At 66.6% G+C, this 15,987-nt stretch carries 17 protein-coding genes and 2 tRNA genes; 7 read left to right on the top strand and 12 right to left on the bottom strand.

The annotated features are described in order from the left end of the window. Positions 1–16: 16 nt before the first annotated feature. Positions 17–991: an NAD(P)H-quinone oxidoreductase gene (locus tag CLV70_RS36885; protein WP_106131265.1), complete on the bottom strand. Its 975-nt coding sequence runs from the start codon at positions 989–991 to the stop codon at positions 17–19. Between the two features lie 679 nt (positions 992–1,670). Here CLV70_RS36885 and CLV70_RS36880 point away from each other — a divergent pair. Next, a tRNA-Ser gene (locus CLV70_RS36880) sits at positions 1,671–1,758 on the top strand. Between the two features lie 146 nt (positions 1,759–1,904). Here the strand turns inward: CLV70_RS36880 and CLV70_RS36875 are convergent. From CLV70_RS36875 to CLV70_RS36835, 9 genes are all read right to left on the bottom strand, one after another. After that, on the bottom strand, positions 1,905–3,299 hold the full coding sequence (locus tag CLV70_RS36875) for a tyrosine-type recombinase/integrase (RefSeq protein WP_106131264.1): 1,395 nt from the start codon (positions 3,297–3,299) through the stop codon (positions 1,905–1,907). Further along, the gene (locus CLV70_RS36870; protein ID WP_106131263.1) at positions 3,296–3,484 is read right to left on the bottom strand and encodes a helix-turn-helix transcriptional regulator; all 189 of its coding nucleotides are present in this window, start codon (positions 3,482–3,484) and stop codon (positions 3,296–3,298) included. Before CLV70_RS36870 ends, CLV70_RS36875 begins: the two co-directional genes overlap by 4 nt. 135 nt (positions 3,485–3,619) lie before the next feature. After that, positions 3,620–5,572: a DUF3987 domain-containing protein gene (locus CLV70_RS36865; protein WP_106131262.1), complete on the bottom strand. Its 1,953-nt coding sequence runs from the start codon at positions 5,570–5,572 to the stop codon at positions 3,620–3,622. A 32-nt stretch (positions 5,573–5,604) separates the two neighbouring features. After that, on the bottom strand, positions 5,605–5,859 hold the full coding sequence (locus CLV70_RS36860; RefSeq protein WP_342750448.1) for a hypothetical protein: 255 nt from the start codon (positions 5,857–5,859) through the stop codon (positions 5,605–5,607). Between the two features lie 77 nt (positions 5,860–5,936). Next, positions 5,937–6,209, bottom strand: coding sequence for a hypothetical protein (locus CLV70_RS36855; protein WP_106131261.1), 273 nt, complete (start codon positions 6,207–6,209; stop codon positions 5,937–5,939). 135 nt (positions 6,210–6,344) lie between these two features. Next, positions 6,345–8,486 (bottom strand): cell division protein FtsK, encoded by a 2,142-nt coding sequence (locus CLV70_RS36850; RefSeq protein ID WP_106131260.1) that lies wholly within the window; start codon positions 8,484–8,486, stop codon positions 6,345–6,347. 90 nt (positions 8,487–8,576) lie between these two features. Continuing rightward, on the bottom strand, positions 8,577–8,771 hold the full coding sequence (locus CLV70_RS36845; RefSeq protein WP_106131259.1) for a hypothetical protein: 195 nt from the start codon (positions 8,769–8,771) through the stop codon (positions 8,577–8,579). Between the two features lie 23 nt (positions 8,772–8,794). Continuing rightward, positions 8,795–9,526, bottom strand: coding sequence for a DUF2637 domain-containing protein (locus tag CLV70_RS36840; protein ID WP_245908749.1), 732 nt, complete (start codon positions 9,524–9,526; stop codon positions 8,795–8,797). Beyond that, on the bottom strand, positions 9,523–9,765 hold the full coding sequence (locus tag CLV70_RS36835; protein WP_245908748.1) for a DUF6284 family protein: 243 nt from the start codon (positions 9,763–9,765) through the stop codon (positions 9,523–9,525). The genes CLV70_RS36840 and CLV70_RS36835 overlap by 4 nt, the downstream gene beginning before the upstream one ends. Before the next feature lie 424 nt (positions 9,766–10,189). On the opposite strand from CLV70_RS36835, the gene CLV70_RS36830 reads away from it, so the two are divergent. Continuing rightward, the gene (locus CLV70_RS36830; RefSeq protein ID WP_106131257.1) at positions 10,190–11,056 is read left to right on the top strand and encodes a GntR family transcriptional regulator; all 867 of its coding nucleotides are present in this window, start codon (positions 10,190–10,192) and stop codon (positions 11,054–11,056) included. After that, positions 11,053–11,793, top strand: a complete 741-nt coding sequence (locus tag CLV70_RS36825) for an HAD family hydrolase (RefSeq protein ID WP_106131256.1) — start codon at positions 11,053–11,055, stop codon at positions 11,791–11,793. The genes CLV70_RS36830 and CLV70_RS36825 overlap by 4 nt, the downstream gene beginning before the upstream one ends. Here CLV70_RS36825 and CLV70_RS36820 read toward each other — a convergent pair. Beyond that, complete coding sequence (locus CLV70_RS36820) at positions 11,757–12,005, bottom strand: GntR family transcriptional regulator (RefSeq protein ID WP_106131255.1); 249 nt, start codon at positions 12,003–12,005, stop codon at positions 11,757–11,759. The two genes, CLV70_RS36825 and CLV70_RS36820, sit on opposite strands and share 37 nt — an antisense overlap. A gap of 105 nt (positions 12,006–12,110) precedes the next feature. On the opposite strand from CLV70_RS36820, the gene CLV70_RS36815 reads away from it, so the two are divergent. The 3 genes from CLV70_RS36815 (at position 12,111) to CLV70_RS39420 (ending at position 13,927) form a co-directional block, all read left to right on the top strand. Next, a complete protein-coding gene (locus tag CLV70_RS36815; RefSeq protein ID WP_106131254.1) occupies positions 12,111–12,335 on the top strand; it encodes a hypothetical protein in 225 nt (74 codons plus the stop codon). Between the two features lie 6 nt (positions 12,336–12,341). After that, entirely contained in the window at positions 12,342–12,584 is a 243-nt protein-coding gene (locus CLV70_RS36810) for a hypothetical protein (protein WP_106131253.1), read from the top strand. A 233-nt stretch (positions 12,585–12,817) separates the two neighbouring features. Further along, entirely contained in the window at positions 12,818–13,927 is a 1,110-nt protein-coding gene (locus CLV70_RS39420; protein WP_146164309.1) for a hypothetical protein, read from the top strand. A gap of 443 nt (positions 13,928–14,370) precedes the next feature. Here the strand turns inward: CLV70_RS39420 and CLV70_RS39415 are convergent, their stop codons facing one another. Further along, the gene (locus CLV70_RS39415) at positions 14,371–15,093 is read right to left on the bottom strand and encodes a hypothetical protein (RefSeq protein WP_146164308.1); all 723 of its coding nucleotides are present in this window, start codon (positions 15,091–15,093) and stop codon (positions 14,371–14,373) included. Positions 15,094–15,568: 475 nt separating this feature from the next. Here CLV70_RS39415 and CLV70_RS40010 point away from each other — a divergent pair. Next, positions 15,569–15,647: transfer RNA gene (locus CLV70_RS40010), tRNA-Ser, on the top strand. The last annotated feature ends 340 nt before the right edge of the window (positions 15,648–15,987 follow it).

The raw sequence follows: 15,987 nt of genomic DNA, 5'->3' as shown, positions 1-15,987 counted from the left end.
CCCGGCGAAGTCGCGGTCAGGGAAGCAGGACGATCTTGCCCAGGTGGTCGCTGGACTCCATCAGGCGATGGGCCTCCGCCGCCTGCGCCATCGGGATCGTGCGGTCGATGATCGGACGGATGGCGCCCGCGTCGATCAGCGGCCAGACCTGATCGCGGACGCCGCGTACGATCCGGGCCTTGTCCTTGGCCGGGCGGGCCCGCAGCGTCGTCGCCGAGATCGAGCCGCGCTTGGCCATGAGGGCACCGAAATCGAGCTCGCCGGTGCGTCCGCCCTGCATCCCGATGGTGACGATGTGACCATCCATGGCGAGCGCCGCGATGTTCCGCGCCAGATACTTCGCGCCGATGATGTCGAGGATCACGTCCGCGCCGTGCCCCTCGGTGAAGTCCCGCGTCGCCTCGACGAAATCGGCCGACGTGTAGTCGATGGCGAGGTCGGCGCCGAGCGCCAGCAACTGCTCATGCTTGCGCTCGCGGGCGGTCACGATCACCGTCGCCCCGAGCGCCTTCCCGAGCTGGATCGCGAACGTCCCGATCCCGCCGCCTCCACCGTGGACCAGCAAGGTCCGCCCCTGCCGCAGGCGTGCGATGTCCACCACATTCGACCAGACCGTGCACGCCACCTCCGGCAACGAGGCAGCCTCCTGAAGGGACATTCCCCGCGGCACAGGCAGCAACTGACCGGCCGGCAACACGACCCGCTCGGCATAACCCCCACCGGCGAGGAGCGCGCAGACCCGCTCCCCGACATGATGCCCGGCCACGTCGGCCCCGACCGCGGCGATCACCCCGGCACACTCAAGCCCGATATAGGGCGGCGCACCGGCCGGCGGAGGATAGAACCCCTGCCGCTGCATGACATCGGCCCGATTGACCGCCGCGGCGGTGATCTCGACGACGACCTCCCCGGCCCCCGGCTCCGGATCGGGCACCTCGGCCCAGACCAGCGCCTCGGGCCCACCCGGCTTCTCGACCACGATCGCGTGCATGACCGAAGCTTGCCCGAGGGGTACGACAGAAAACCGGGAGGGGCCCCCGGGTGGCACCCACCGCCACCCGCGAGCCCCTCGTCCGAGAGGGCAGCGCCCTGACCCGCTACCCCGGCCGCCTCACGTCCTGGCCGCCTCACGCCCTGGCCATGATAGGAAAGTTAGCGAACAATCAAGCCCGCAGTCGATACCCTGTCCCCGCAAAGGTCGGCGGGCGCCCGATTCCCCAGTTCAGGCCCGCTTGAACCCGTGAAATAAGTCCCGCCGCCGGATAACGAAAACTTCCAGGACTCCGACCGTTCGGCGCCCCGATCCAACCACACCGGTCGATCTTCCTTAGGTCTTCCTTGATGCCATTGAGCACGCATCCACGATCATCGACACTGCACAGGTCCCTAGGGACAGGGGCCTGGCCGGCGCGGGGGCGCGCCGCCAGGCCCCGCGTCCAATCACCCCATCCCGCCGCAACCCCAGCCCCGAGCCGACCGCCATCGCAGCGACGCTACTGCGGCTTCATCGACCGCCGGCGAGCCGGCCCCGAAGCCGCTGCTGCTGCCATGCCGCCCGCCCTGGCCCCTCGCCTCCCGACGTAACCCCAGGCAGCCGCCACCCGGACCACCCGACCCGGTGTCCGATCCGCCGCACGTGCGGCAATCTGGCAGACTGAGTGCCGTTGTCGGGAGGGCTCGCCTAGTGGCCGATGGCGCCGGTCTTGAAAACCGGTGAGGCGTTCCGCGTCTCCGTGGGTTCGAATCCCACGCCCTCCGCCTCAGGAACAGCAGAAACCCCCGGTGAGCTGCGCGAACGCAGCCCAACGGGGGTTTCAATCGATTGATCGACAGTCTCACTGAGTCTCGGATGATCTCGCTCGCGATGACTCGTCACGGCAAATGTGCGGCAAAGTTTCGACCGCCTACGCTGGCTCGACGGCCAGGTCGAGCGCGCGCGAGATCCGCCGGCGAGCTGCCTCGTCCTGACCGTCGATGCACTTCGCGTAGACCTTGAGCAGGACGTGAACGCTATGCCCGGCCCACTCGGCTACCTGGGTGGCAGGAACGCCCTCGTTGAGCCAGAGCGACACGGCCGCGTGCCGCAGGTCGTACGGTCGCCGGGCGAGCGGCGAACGCTGCTGGGCCTCGGACAGAGCATCCCGCCGAGCCGCACGCCAGACTCGCGAGTAGGTCTCCTTCGACACCGGCCCGTTCCCATACCCCTGAGTGACGAACAGCCGGCCATCCGGAGCGTGTCCGTGGGCAGCGATGTGCCAGCGGAGCGCCCGGACGAGTGGCGGAGGAGCCGGCACCGGCCGCACCGCCGTCTTGGCACGATGCTTCAGCTCCCGGTCCTCCCGGATCGCGTTGCTGTCGTCCCCCCAGCCCTGCCCGACATGCTGCGTCGAGCCGGACAGGCGCAGCATGCCCCAGCCCTCTTCAGGAAGCTCGCAGTCCTCCACTCGAAGGTGCAACGCTTCTGCCGGCCGGAGTGCAGCGAAGTAGAGGCACGCGAAGAAAGCAACCAGGCGAGGGTGCCGCTCACCGACGGCGGCGAGCAGGGTGATTGCCTGAGCGGGATTCACGACGGATCGCCGATCCACTTCGTCATCCGACTTGGGCGCGATCCACTGGACATGTTCCATGGGATGAGCCGGCAGTAGCTTCAACTCGACCGCGTAGCGCAGGGCTCCGTAGACGACGGCCCGTTTGCGAGCGACGGTCGTCGCGGCGGCCGGCTTCCCGTCCAGGCGAAGCGAGAGAGCGTCGAGGACCTTGCGAACCAGAGCGGCATCCTGCAACGCATTCAGATTGACTGTGTTCGAAGCGAGCCACCGAATCGTCGGCGCGATGTCCTCCGGTGGCGTGCCGGCATCGCGACGCGCCTTGTTGAACGACCAGGCGTACAACGCCCGCCGGATCTCGTCGTCGGACGGGGCTCCCCGCGCAGTTGAAAGCAAAACCGGGGTTACGTTGGCAAGCGCCTCAGCGATGCTCTTGCGATGCTTAGCAGCGGCTCGCGGCCACTTCATGTCGACGAACGCAACCGCGTGCTCGTACCAGGATCGGGTGTTGAGTTCTCGCGCCATCGGTTCCGGCAGACCGCTCGCGGTGTCGAACGCGAGCCCTTCACGCTGAGCCGTCATGAGCTTCGATCGGAAGCTCTCTGCGAGTGCCCGCGTTTTGAACGTCTCGCCGAACTCGTTCCCCGCGACCATCCAGCGCACTCGGTATGTGCTGCGCGGCTTGCCGGTCTTGCGATCCTTGCCGGTGTGCTCACGGATGGCCCAGAGTCGCACGTCGTATGTGGTGTTCATGCTGCTTGCGACTCCTCACAGGAGGACAGCCAGGACTCGAAGTCGGCACGGCGGATACGGATCGATCGGTTCGGCATCTTGTAGTGGCGTGGAGCCAAGCCGATGGCCTTCCAGCGGAAGAACGTCGACCTAGGCACGCCCATCTGAGCAAGGAATTCATCGAGGGTGAGGAAGTCGCTGGGCACGGTTACCGGCCTCCTGGCGAGGGTGGTGATCTGGCGGAGTCGCAGCGATCGGCGTGCGTCTGCCAGAACTGCCACAACTGCCGAAACCTCGGCGGGAGCGGGGTTGTGGCGGTTGTGGCGGTTCTGGCAGACGGCTTATGCGGCTTGGCGCGCGGCGAGCGGGTGGACGGTCGCGGCCGGTTGGTGAACGTCGGGATGGACTAGGAAACTCGGCGACGGCGGCCGGCCGCCGGCGCGTTTCGGTGCGGGCGGGTCGAGTTGGCGGAGATAGCCGTGTGCTTCGAGCACGGCCAGCGGCGGATCGAAGTCGGCCGCCGTGGGGATCTGCGACGACTTGAGCGCCCGGAACACTTCCCGCTTCGTGAAGGCGTTGGTGGTGGTGCGTTCGATCCAGGCGAGGATTGTTCGGGCGTTGCGGGTGGCCTGGTCGGCGCCCATGTCATCGAAGGCGCCCAGGGCGTGAGCCGCGTAGTACTCCCCGATCTGTGCGGCCCGGCTGAGGGTGTCCGCGTCGACTGGCTTTCCCCATCCGTCATGGAGGTGTTCGGCGAGGTGGAGCAGGCCGGCGATGCGGACAACAGCGCCGGTGTACTTCGATCCCCAATCCACGATGTGAGCCCATGCCCCGCCCGGCGCTAACCGGGGTTCTACCCGCCGTTCGATGTCCAGGACGAGATCGTTCGCCTCGGGGGTGAGGACGAGAACGGCCGGGTCGGTCCATTCGGCGAGGGTGAGGACCAGGGCGTGGAGGTTGCCGTGAAAGGTCGCGGCGACCTCGGTGGGGATGGGGTCGGCGCCGACCTTGCGGAATCCGACGGTGTTCTCCGGAACGGCGAATAGGATGCGGGCGAGCAAGCCGAGTCCTCGGAAGCCGGGCATGCCGGCAATGTCACGCAAGATTTCCGGCTGCACCGCAAGTCCCATGGTGAGGGCGGGTTTGTCGACGTGTTCGGCGTCGCGGGACAGCCGGCCAACGCGCATCATGTCCCCGGCGTGACCTTTGAGGAATACCTCCAAGTTGGGAGTTCCGGAGTAGCGGCCGGCGATGGTGGCAAAGATGCCGCCTTCGGGAGAGAGCACGGCGAGCCGGCCGCCTTGTTGGGCGAGTAGCGATGCGGCGGTTTCGCTCGTGACGTCGTCGGCGACCAGTTGAGGTTTCACAGGAACGGTGATCGCGTCGACGTTCATTGCCGCTGCCGTTGCCTCGGCGATCAGGGTGTCTCGGCCGGGCGCGTCGGCGTTAGCTGCGGCGAGAGCAGCCTTCTCTGCCGCCTTCCCGGCGACTTTGGCTGACAGTTCCGCTTCGATGATCGCGGGTGCGGTCCGCTCGATCAGGGCCTTCTCCGCCGCGAGGATCGGGGCGACCATCGCGGCGAACACAGCGCTCTTGCGAGAACCAGGCGGCAGCACGACGACCGTGTAAAGGTTCGTCGGTTCCCGCCAGGAGCCGCGTACCTCCACCTCGGCGCGGCCGCCAGCTGCCGTCGACAGGCACGCAAGCGCGAGGCTTCCGGCGAGATCGATAGGGGTCTGGGTGAACTCCGCGACCGCTGCCACGTGGTCGGCCAGCCAGCCGGGCAGCAGCTCGGCGGGGAACGGGGGTAGGTGCCGACCCCGGCCGAGAGGGATCGGCGGCGACCAACCACCCGGGACGGCCGCGCCGTCGAGCATCGCGCGGCCAGCGGCCACTACCTCGGCCGGGTCGGCGCCCGAGGTGGCGAGGTGGGTGAGCTGAGCGCCGAGGTCGGCGACCTTCCGTCGCTTCGCCAGGTCGGCGACGATGCCCGCGTAGTGTGCCGCGTTCGCCGCTGTGGGCACGTCGGCGGTCAAGGTGTGCAGGTAGGGCGCCCCGCCCATCTTGCCGAGGTCGCCGGCCTCGGCAAGATGAGCGGTGACGGTGATCGGGTCAGTGGGAGTGCCGGTCGCGTGCATGCCGCACATGACCTCCCACAGCACGCGGTGCGCCGGACGCCCGAAGTCGTCCGGGGTGAGGGTGGCGGCCAGTTCGGCCATCACAGCGGGGGCGAGTAACGCGGCACCGATAACGGCTTGCTCGGCGGCCAGGTCGTACCCGGCGGAAGTCACGATCGCGGCTCCCTTCCATCGGTAGGTGGGTGAGGTCAGGTGGTGCGGCGTCCGATCGTCGGGTGGGTCCGGCCGGTGCGCCGGCCGAGCCGGGGCGCGAGGTGGGCCAGGAAGTCACGCATGAGGTTGAGCGCGGTCGCGAGCTGCGTGCGGGCCACATGTTCGTTGCTGTGCAACGGAATGCGGGCGCGGATCTCGATGTACTCGACATCCCCGGCCCGTACGCGGGTGAGCCATGCGCGACCACCGATGTCGTCGGCGGTGATGTCCGCCGATCGGTGCTCTGCCATGCCGCAGCGGTGGTCCCGGGCGCACCACGGGGTGTGGTCGGTCTGCCGGCGGGTGAGTCGGGCCATCGTGCGGGCCATCAGCGGGTGCCCTTGTCGTGCAGCTCGCGCAGGCTGTTGATGATGCGGCGGCCGATGCGCAGCCGCCGCCCGTCGCCGTGGCAGCGGCGGCATAGGCCGAACGCCCGGCCGAACGGGGAGCGGCGTTTGCCGCTGCCCTTGCACTTGCGACAGTTGCCGAACGGCCAGATCCAGCAGCCGATGCCGTAACACAGCGTGGCGATCACGGTGGCGAGGCAGAGTAGGCCGGTCAGGGTGGTTTCGGGGGTCGCGGTCGCGGCGAGGGTGGGCACAGTGGGCCTCCACGGGCACGTTTCAGGGTTTGAGCTGGGGTGGGGGCGACCCGCGACCGGTCGGTGTATGGCCTGACCAGGCCGGTCGCGGGTCGAGTCGCGTTGCCGCGACCGGTCGCGGCAGTGCCGCGACCTTCAGGCGGCCTTGCGTCGGCCGATGGCGGCGTCGATGTCGTCGGTCTTGGCGCCCTTGAGGGCCTTGCCGTTGCGCTTGACGTCTACGCTGCGTACACCGAACGAGCGGACCTGAGCCGAGATCGACTCGGCCGTGGTGTCGGCGTAGGCCTCGGGCAGCCGGTCGGCGAGGCGGACGGCGATCTCTTCCCACTGCGCGCCGGTCTCGTTGCGCTCGATCACCGACCGGACGTCGGCCAGCACGTCGCGAACCTCGCGGGTGATGTCCTCCCCGGCAGCCATGCCGCTCAGGGTTCCGGCGGCCTCACGCAGCTTGCGGGCGGCGATGAGGATCTTCTCCGCGTCGTCGGCGTCGGCCAGATAGGTCCGTACGGTCGGGGTGGCGTCCGAGGCGCCGCGCAGGATCCCGACGCCCTTGTAGGACGGCAGCAGCGTCGAGGAGTCGTGTCCCTCGCTGTAGGCGCCGGAGCCAAGGACGAGGTCGGAGACCTGCCACGATCCGGTGCGCAGGGAGAAGCGGATCTGGTGGTTGTCGCGGAAGCTGATGAACTGCTGCGCGATCTGCCCGCCGCCGACGCCCGAGGGTCGCTGGGTGGCGTCGACGAAGAACACCCCGGCGGCCGGGGCAACCTTGACCAGGTAGACCAGCAGCGCGGCGATCTCCTTGCTGATGTCGCCGAGGTCGAAGTACTCCTGGAACTCGTCCAGGAACACCGCCCGCACCGGCATCTTGTACTTCGGGTCCCGGGCGATCTCGCGGGTCAGCTTGCCCTCGGGGCACACGTCAACCGGCAGCTTCGACAGCCGCTCGTACCGGTCCTGCACGTCAGCCTTGATCTCGCGCAGGGCCTCGAGCACGATCTCGGCGGGGTCGCCGTCGCGGGTCATCGCGAGCCCGAACGCGTACCGGTCGGCGACCAGCGCGAACTTGCGCCAGTCCGGCTTGCCGCCACCGTCCAGGACGGTCAGCTTCACGTAGGGATCCAGCGCGCAGTGCAGGGCCAGAGAGCGGGCGGCGAACGTCTTGCCCTGCCGAGGCTGAGCGCCGATGAGGATCGAGTTCCACATCATGTCGACGCACACCTTGTTGCCGCGTTCGTCCAGTCCGAACGGGGCGGGCTGCCAGATGTCGGTGGGCTTGCAGCGCAGCAGCGGGGTTCGGCCGGCGCCCTGGGCGAGGGGGTCACGGTCGGCGACCCACAGCGTGTGGCGGCGGTGCGAGCTGGGGTCGCGGGTGATGAACACCTGTGAGACCGCGACGTCCAGGCCGGAGGCGATCGCGCCGCGTGCCTTGACGGCGTCGTCGAAGGTCTTGCCGTACGGCAGGTCGATCGACACTTGCGAGCCGGTGCCGGACGTGTCGCGGGCCATCGTGGAGCCGAACGAGATTTGCTGGTGCGGCTTGTCCGGGTGGCCGAGCCCGGCGGCGTAGTAGGCGCGCAGGATGATGTCCGGGTTCACTCGGCGGAACCGTCCGGAGACGGTGGCCGGGGTGATGATCGGCCGGTCGTCGGGGCGGCCGAGGTGGGCCAGGAACGCCACCACTGCGGTGATGGTCAGGGCGAGTGCCCACCACGGGGCGGTCGCCCACAGGATCGGCCCGCCGATCACCACGGTCATCGCTTCGGCGCTCAGCACGATGAACCGCCATGTGCGGGTGGCCTTGACCTCGCGGTGCAGCTTGAGCCACATTGCCGGGTCGTTGGCGTCAGCGGTGGCCTGCCGTAGTGAGTACTGCTCGGTGACCCACCACCAGCGGATCTGGCGACCGGTGAGGCGGAACAGGCCGACGACGGCCCAGAACGCGGCGACGATGGCGTACTTCGGTGAGCGCAGCGCGTGGAAGCCGCACCGGTACGCGGTCACCGCTGCGGTTTGCCGGATGCTGTGCTTGATGTTCGGCCAGGTCGACCAGCCGACCGGCACGATCGGCACCCGCCCGGCCGGGCCGGACGGCGGGGGCGGGTCGACGGGCATGCCGCCGGGGGTGGGCGACTCGTCGAGGGTCACCTCGAAGTGGGTTTCTCCCGGCTCGCTGTCGCGGCGGGTGCGGACCGCGTCCAGGTCAACGACGTTCTTGACGTCGGCCTCGGCGGCGGTCCAGTCGAAGTTGTCGTCTGGGGTGGGGTTTTGCGGGACCATCAGGGTCTCTCCTGTGGGTCGTGAGGGCTTGCGGAGGGACCGGCGGCACGGCGCTGCTTTGGACGGCTGGGGCCGTGCCGCCGGGCGGAGTCATCGGGGCGCGTTGTGCTCGGTCGCGTAGAGGAAGCCGAACAGCGCCTGCTGCAACGCGACCAGGTCACGAGCCGCGATTGGGCGGGGGTAACCGTGTTCCTGAAGCTGATCCGCGATGTCGATCAGCAAGCCGTAGGTGAACCGGCTGTCAGCCTCGGGACAAGGCAACGGGTAGGCAGGCTGGTCGTTCATGATCGGTCGCTCCGTTCGTGTGCTCATGCGGCGGCGAGAGCGGGTGTTTCGGCAGGTGCCGGGGCGGATGGTGACGCGTCGGTGGCGGCCAGGGCGGCGAGGTGACGCCGCGCGGTCGATGGGGAGACACCGGCCTTTTCTGCGATTGCGGCGACCGGGGCGCCGGGCATCTTGGCGGCCACCTTGGCGACCTTGTCCGCCGACGCGGGGCGCGGCTTGACCCGCTTGACGGGCGCCTTCTTGCCCGGCGGAACCGGAGCAGGCTCGGCGGCCGGTTGCGGTGCGGGCAGCGGCTTGACGGCAGGGGCCGCGTTTGGCACGGCGACGGGCGTGGCCGGGTCCGCCGGCGCCTGAATGCGGCGGATCCGGCCGCCGATCTCCACCAGGGAAACCGAGGCGATCACAATCAGGCCGTCAACGCTGAACGGGATCAGGTACGGCGACGCACCGGACTCGCCGTAGCGCACCGCCACGCCGACCAAGTGCCAGTACGACACCCACGCGGCGATGCCGGCGATGACGGCCGTGGCGGCGAGCCGAGCGACCGCGTGGGCACCTCGGCGCAGCGGAACGCGGCTGATCAGCTCCACAGCGAGCAGCAGCGCCAACGGCGACCACGCGGCGATGGCTTGACTGATCGCGTTGTTCTCGGCGTGAAGCACGTTGCCGGCCAGCGACGCGGCGATACCGAGGGTGAACACGGCCCGGACGGCCCAACCGAGCCGCTTAAGTCGGTGAAGGTCGGTGGTCATCATGCGGCCGCCTTCCGGACGGCCGGACGCGCGGCAAGCTGCTTGGCGATCCGGGTCACTCGGGCCTCGGCCCGGCGCAGACGGCGCCAGTCCAGCGGCGCCGGGCCGCCGTGATCGGCGGCGTTGATGATGGCAATCTCGGCGTCCAACACGTCCAGCTCGGCGGCGATCAGCGGCCATTCCACCTCGATCGCGTCCAGCTCGGCCGGCGACGGCTCGTCAATGCGGTGAACCTTGCTCACGGGTAGTCCTCCGAGGACAGTGGGCGGCGAGACCGAAGCCACGCCGACCAGCGAGGGACGGGTGCGGAGGGCAGAGCGGACCGCGTTGTGACACGCGGCCCCGTGGTCTCCCGAGGTACGGCGTGATGCGCTTGCCCAGCGCGCCACGTTGAGCCATCGAGCGGACAGGTCTGGTCGGCCGGACATGTCAACGGCCGAACACTCGAGGCAACTCCGAAAGATCACGTATGCAGGTGTCAGAGAACGTGCGGCTCAGCGGTGTCATGGCGCGCGGCAACTCGTGCCGCCGTACCCGTCCTACTGACCTCTTGGCTTTCCTGGCTAGCCAGGTGCCGTGAGATCAACGTAGGCGTGCATGGCTAGTCAGGTCAACCCCCAAAGCCGGAACTTCCCTAACTTGGCTAGTCAGAGGTAGGCTGTCAGCGTGGCCGAAGACCTTGACTACCTGGGCAAGCTCGATCCCGACGACCCAAAACAGGCGTCGCAGCAGATCGCCAACAAGCTGCGCGCAGCGATCCTGACCCGTCGCCTTCAGCCCGGCGACAAGCTGCCCTCTCAACCAGACCTCGCGAACCGCTATGGCGTCGCGCGGGAGACGGTGAAGCGTGCGCTGGAGATCCTGCGGACCGAGCGGTTGATTGTCACCCGCCAGGGAAGCGGCGCGTTCGTCCGCGCTCAGACACAGCGCGCGGTCGAGTTGCGCCCGCACATCGAAGCATCGTTCGAGCGTCCGCACGTCACCATCGACTTCGCCGGCTTCTCCGGCGAGACGCTGCGAGATGCACTCGCCGAAGCCTTGGACAAGGTCCGGGTGGGCCGCCTCGCCCCGGAGACGATCGCCGTACGGGTTTTGCTGTCGGACATGACCGTCCCCATGGCCCTACCGGCACGCGCCGAGACCCAGTCCGACGATCCGGCTGTCCGGGAACGCGCCGAACGGATCACCCGCCGGGCGGCGGACGGCATCATCGACCAGGTCGCCGAGCTGGGCGACCTCGGACTCATCCGCTCCACTACCGTGGAGGTCCGCTTGCACCGGGCATCGCCGCTGTTCAAGCTCTACATCCTCAACGGCGAAGAGGTCTTCTACGGCTTCTACCCCGTCGTCGAACGCACTGTTTCGGTCAAGGGCGAACCCATGGCGATCTACGACCTGATGGGCAAGGACGTCCCGCTGTTCCACTACGCCGTCACCGACGAAGAGGGCTCCCACGGCACCCAGTTCGTGGAGGCGTCACGCCAGTGGTTCGACTCGGTGTGGTCGACGATCGCCTACCGGTACGGCGCATGAGCACCGACGTAGCCGGCCTGCTGGACAGCGTCGACGCTGTCCTACTCGACTTCGACGGCCCGGTGTGCAGCATCTTCGCCGGCTACTCCGCCCGCGACGTCGCGGCCGAGCTGGTAGAGCTGCTGCACCGCAGCGGGGTCGACGTGCCGTCCCACCTTTCCGGCGAGCGCGACCCGCTCCAAGTCCTGCGGTGGACCGGAACTGCCACGGACCAGCGCATCACGCGCCTGGTCGAGGATGCCTTGTGCGAGGCAGAGCGACGCGCCGTCGAGACTGCTGCACCCGCGCCGTACGGGCGGGAGGTGATCGTCGCGGCACGACAAGCAGGACTGCCCGTCGCCGTGGTGAGCAACAACTCCGCCGGCGCTGTGAGTGCCTACCTCGCCGCGCACCGCTTGGCTGGGCACGTGTCGCCCGTTATCGGCCGTGCGTACGCCGAACCGGAACGGATGAAGCCCAACCCTGAGCCGATCTCCCGCGCTGCGCGGACGCTCGAGGTGCCGCCAGCCCGAAGCGTTCTCGTCGGCGACTCGCTGTCAGACATCGAGGGCGCCAAGAGGGCCGGTGTACGCGTGATCGCGTACGCCAACCGCCCAGCCAAGCTTGAAATCTTCCGCGCCGCTAAGGCGGATGTCGTGATCACCAGCATGGGACCAATCGCCGAAGCGCTCGTCGCACGATACGAGCGCGGGCGCCGGAATCACTCGGCTACGGTCTCGGCCGGCGGGGAGACGTAGGTGCCCCGCTGCGGAACGGTGAAGACCAAGCCGCGCTCCCGGAGAACAGCGACCGCACGGCGGACCGTTCCCCGCGCGATACCGAACTCCTGCACTAACTGAAGTTCCGAGGGGATCGGTCGGTTCGGCTGCCAGTCCCCGCGCTCGATCCGCCCGGCGAGAATCTCGGCGAGCTGCAGATAGGGCGGCACCGGCCCATCCGGTTCGATCACCTCCCCAAGCTAAACGACTGTCATCGACTGAATACTCCTAACCACATTCTTGTACGTCCAAGAACAAGCTTGTACAAGCATGGTTCCAAGCCTGAGGGGCAAGTCATGGAAGAACACCTCCCCGAGCGACCTTCCTGGGATTGCGGCAAGTGCGGTGAGGCGTGGCCCTGCGCCATCGCAAAGGTCAACCTCTCCATCGAATACCTCGGCGGCCGATCGGCTCTTCTCCTGTACCTCGGCATACAGCACTGGGAGGCGTTCGACGACTACACCGCATCCGGCGCGATACCTGCCGACCTGCACGAGCGTTTTCTCGGCTGGGTCCGGTGATCCCTCATGGGGTCCGAACGCAGCCCTTTCCTCTTCGGCGTCAAGCTAACCCGCACCGCTTCGGGCGGGATGGCAGTTCTCTGGAGCGACAACCTCATCGGTTGGCTCCACGCCAGCATCGGCGATAGATGGAATGCCTACGTGTGCGGCCCGAGAGCCGACGATCCGGGCCGGCCCATCGGCCGCTTCACCAAAGAGGAGGCCGTACGCCGCATCGCGCTGGAGGCGGGCTGGCGCGAGCCCACCTGAACCAAAATCCGACATCGCCTCCGACCGGTTCTTGTATCGGTCGTTCGCCGGGATCTTCTTCAGGCGTTCCGCACGTCTTCAGGCGGCCCGATAGGGTCAAGGACATCTTGAGGCGGCGGGCGCTGGCGGGGCCCTGCTCTCACGTGGGCAGACTGACGGCGACAGGGTGGTGCATAAGCCATCCCTCCATGTCAAGACGTCACGTGTTGTGAGACCTCCGCTACGTTGGTGTGATGCCGTTAGAGGTCGCGCAAGCTATTGCCTTACCAGACGAAGTTGCGAACATCGCCCGGCTTGCTAAAAGCCTTTTCAGCAAGGAAACCGTTCCCACCACCCTAGCCGCTATTGCCGTAGTCGTTTCCGTTTGGGCTGCTTTCATTTCACGCAAGAGCATGAAGGCCAGTGAGCGAAGCGCGGCGGCAGCTGAGATTCAAGCCGGTCATGCGGCCAGTCAAGCAGAGGCAGCGGAAATCCAGGCGCGCGCCGCCATGGACCAGGCCAACTCCGCCAGCTCGGAGGCGGGAACGGCTCATCACCAGACAGAAATATCTGCACTCGAGGCCGCGCGGCAACGCATTGATGCGAGAATGCCACGCGTAATGACGGTCATATTCAAGAAAGAGGATCTCGCCGGCCTATCGGAAAACCTTGGTGATCTACCGATCCCGTTGCCTGCTCCTACGCAGGGCAAGCGGGTACGTCTCGACCACTGGTCGACAGACGGATCTGTGAATGACACGCCGCACTGGGCATGGGATGCGTATTTCGTCTCCCATGGACTTCTGCACAACTATGGCAACGAGCCCGTTCGCGTCGTGCGGAATGGGGTGCAATTCTATGCGGGAGTACATCCTGCCACTGGGGAAGAGCTGCGGGAGCCGATGACCGACCACCACGGAGTACGGATTCTCCACCCTGGGCAAACCACCCTTTTCCAGGTAGTTGCCAGTAAGCAGGTCGACGACTGGGTGAACGTCCTAAAATCGGGAGAGAAGGAGCAAGAAGTATGCGAAGCCTACCTCTGGTTCTATCCCGCGGACTCGGAGGAACCTGAATGCGGCGTAAAGCTCGTGACATCTGGACTTCCGCTGGAACGTCACTCCTCGGACGAGGTGTATGCCATCTTTAAGCCAGGGAGCTACTTCGATTTGAATATCACCCACATCCGGAAGTATCCCGACTCGACGCAAGAGATCCTGTTACGACTCAAAGGCGATCAAGAAGATGTGGCATGGTTCATGATAAAGAAGGAGCAGGATCGAGCGATACGCGATTATGTGCGCAATCGCGCCCGGGACGAAGTAGTCGACGAAGATTCGCCATCTCCCATGTCAGGTGACTAAGTTGTTGGCAACACGAGGCTGCGCTAGCGGACGATTGCGGACTTCAGTGAACTGTTCCGGTGCTGCACAGCGAAGGCCTCCTTCGCCGAAACGGCAGTGAACAGAACCTAGGAGCCATAAAGTGGGCATCATGCCTACTGAGAGAGATGCCGAACTAGCTAGTGAACTGCGCGCCGCCCTCGCAGCGGACGACAACGTCAGGAAGCTTAGAGCGGCCGCCGCTCTTCTTGAGGAGCGGAAATCCAAGATCCAAGGTGGTGTGGAGTGGCCTCTCATGCACGTAGCGCTCGCCGCAGCCGCTCTCCTACTGGAGGAAGGCGAGCGATCTACGAGTTAGCAGCCGGTGGCTGAGCACGACGTGGCATGTCGTTAGGCAAGGTGCCTCATTGTCTAACGGCAGCGAGTGCTAGTGGCTTGTTGGCGCAGCTTGCGGCAGAGCGGAGTCAGTCTCCGCCCTCACCCCGCGTCGCCGTTTTGATGGCATAGAAGCCCATCGCAATACTCAATGCTTGTACATGATGGTTAACGAATTTCTCTATATCGAAAACTGGGTGCTCCGCTGCGGCCAGGCTTGCAAGGTGCTGAATAAGAGCGACCAGAATATAGAAGGCAACGACGGACAACCACGTTTTTTGTGACTCAGTGAACGTCACGTCTTTCGATCTACGACGTGGAGTCCATAGCCGAGGCGGAGTCACAACTTGCGACGGAGGCGTAAGCAAGCTCTCCGAGATCCCGTCGAGTGCCGTCGAGATCTGATCTATCAGGATGCTGGCACTCAACCCGACACCCGACTTAGCGATCGCCTCGTTAAGGGAACCCAGACCACCAGCCAGGGCGCCGGCACTCAACCCGACACCCGACTTAGCGATCGCCTCGTTAAGGGAACCCAGACCACCAGCCAGGGCGCCGGCACTCAACCCGACACCCGACTTAGCGATCGCCTCGTTAAGGGAACCCAGACCACCAGCCAGGGCGCCGGCACTCAACCCGACACCCGACTTAGCGATCGCCTCGTTAAGGGAACCCAGACCACCAGCCAGGGCGCCGGCACTCAACCCGACACCCGACTTAGCGATCGCCTCGTTAAGGGAACCCAGACCACCAGCCAGGGCGCCGGCACTCAACCCGACACCCGACTTAGCGATCAAGTCGGAAAGCGGCACCTGCTCTGGTCTTCTGGCGGGTTGCACCTCGGCTGGGTTAGGACGCGAGCCTGTAACGAAGCGCTGCGTGAACTTTCGAGCCGCTCGACGTCTGCGTCCCGCATCTAAGCGACTACCCACAGGCCAAACGATACCTGCACAGACCAAGGCGATTACCTCGCTGAGGATCGGGCCTTGCAATACCGTCCTGGCAGGGTGGGAGTCAGCGAGGCCGCTCTGACAGCACCCGCGACAGCAGCAGCCCCCGCAACGGGCGACCGGAGCCGAGGCAACAGGTGGACTCCCGCGCCCCGCGCGAGACATGTCCGAGGTGACAGGTCTGGGGGCGCGGACGACTGCCCAGTACTTACAAGTGAGGGGTTGATCGGACGCTCTGCGGGCCACCAGACTCCCCACCTCGTCGTCGGTGATGTGCTGGTTGGCTGCGGTGACGGCACGGGCCCGGCAACGTACCGACCGTCAATGGCGTTTTCCCTGCTCAGTGCGGTTGTAGCAGCCGGTCTTGAAAACCGGTGAGGCGTTCCGCGTCTCCGTGGGTTCGAATCCCACGCCCTCCGCCCTAAGCACGCGAAAGACCCCTCTGACCAGCGCGAACGCTGACCTGAGGGGTCTCTTGCGCTTCCGACGTCGATCTCACTCGGTCTCATTTGATCTCGCTCGGGTTGGCAGCGCTGCCCAAATGCCGCCCACAGTTCGGCTGCCCAGTAGGGCCCGCTGAGCAGCCAGAATGTGAGCACAGCGGCGCTCAACGCTGTGCGGCCACCTCGCGAAGGCCACGCCTCTCCGGCTGGCGGGCTAGCCTCCCCTATTCAGAGGGGATATGACTGATCGAGGTCAGTGAAAGAAAGGTGCACCTGACCTGCAAGGATGTGGGTGTCGAAGCCATGTCCACAG

It is taken from the genome of Pseudosporangium ferrugineum, assembly GCF_003002065.1.
Taxonomy (GTDB): domain Bacteria; phylum Actinomycetota; class Actinomycetes; order Mycobacteriales; family Micromonosporaceae; genus Actinoplanes; species Actinoplanes ferrugineus_A.
Note: the sequence above shows the minus strand (reverse complement) of the source record. Positions and strands in the feature narration are given on the sequence as shown.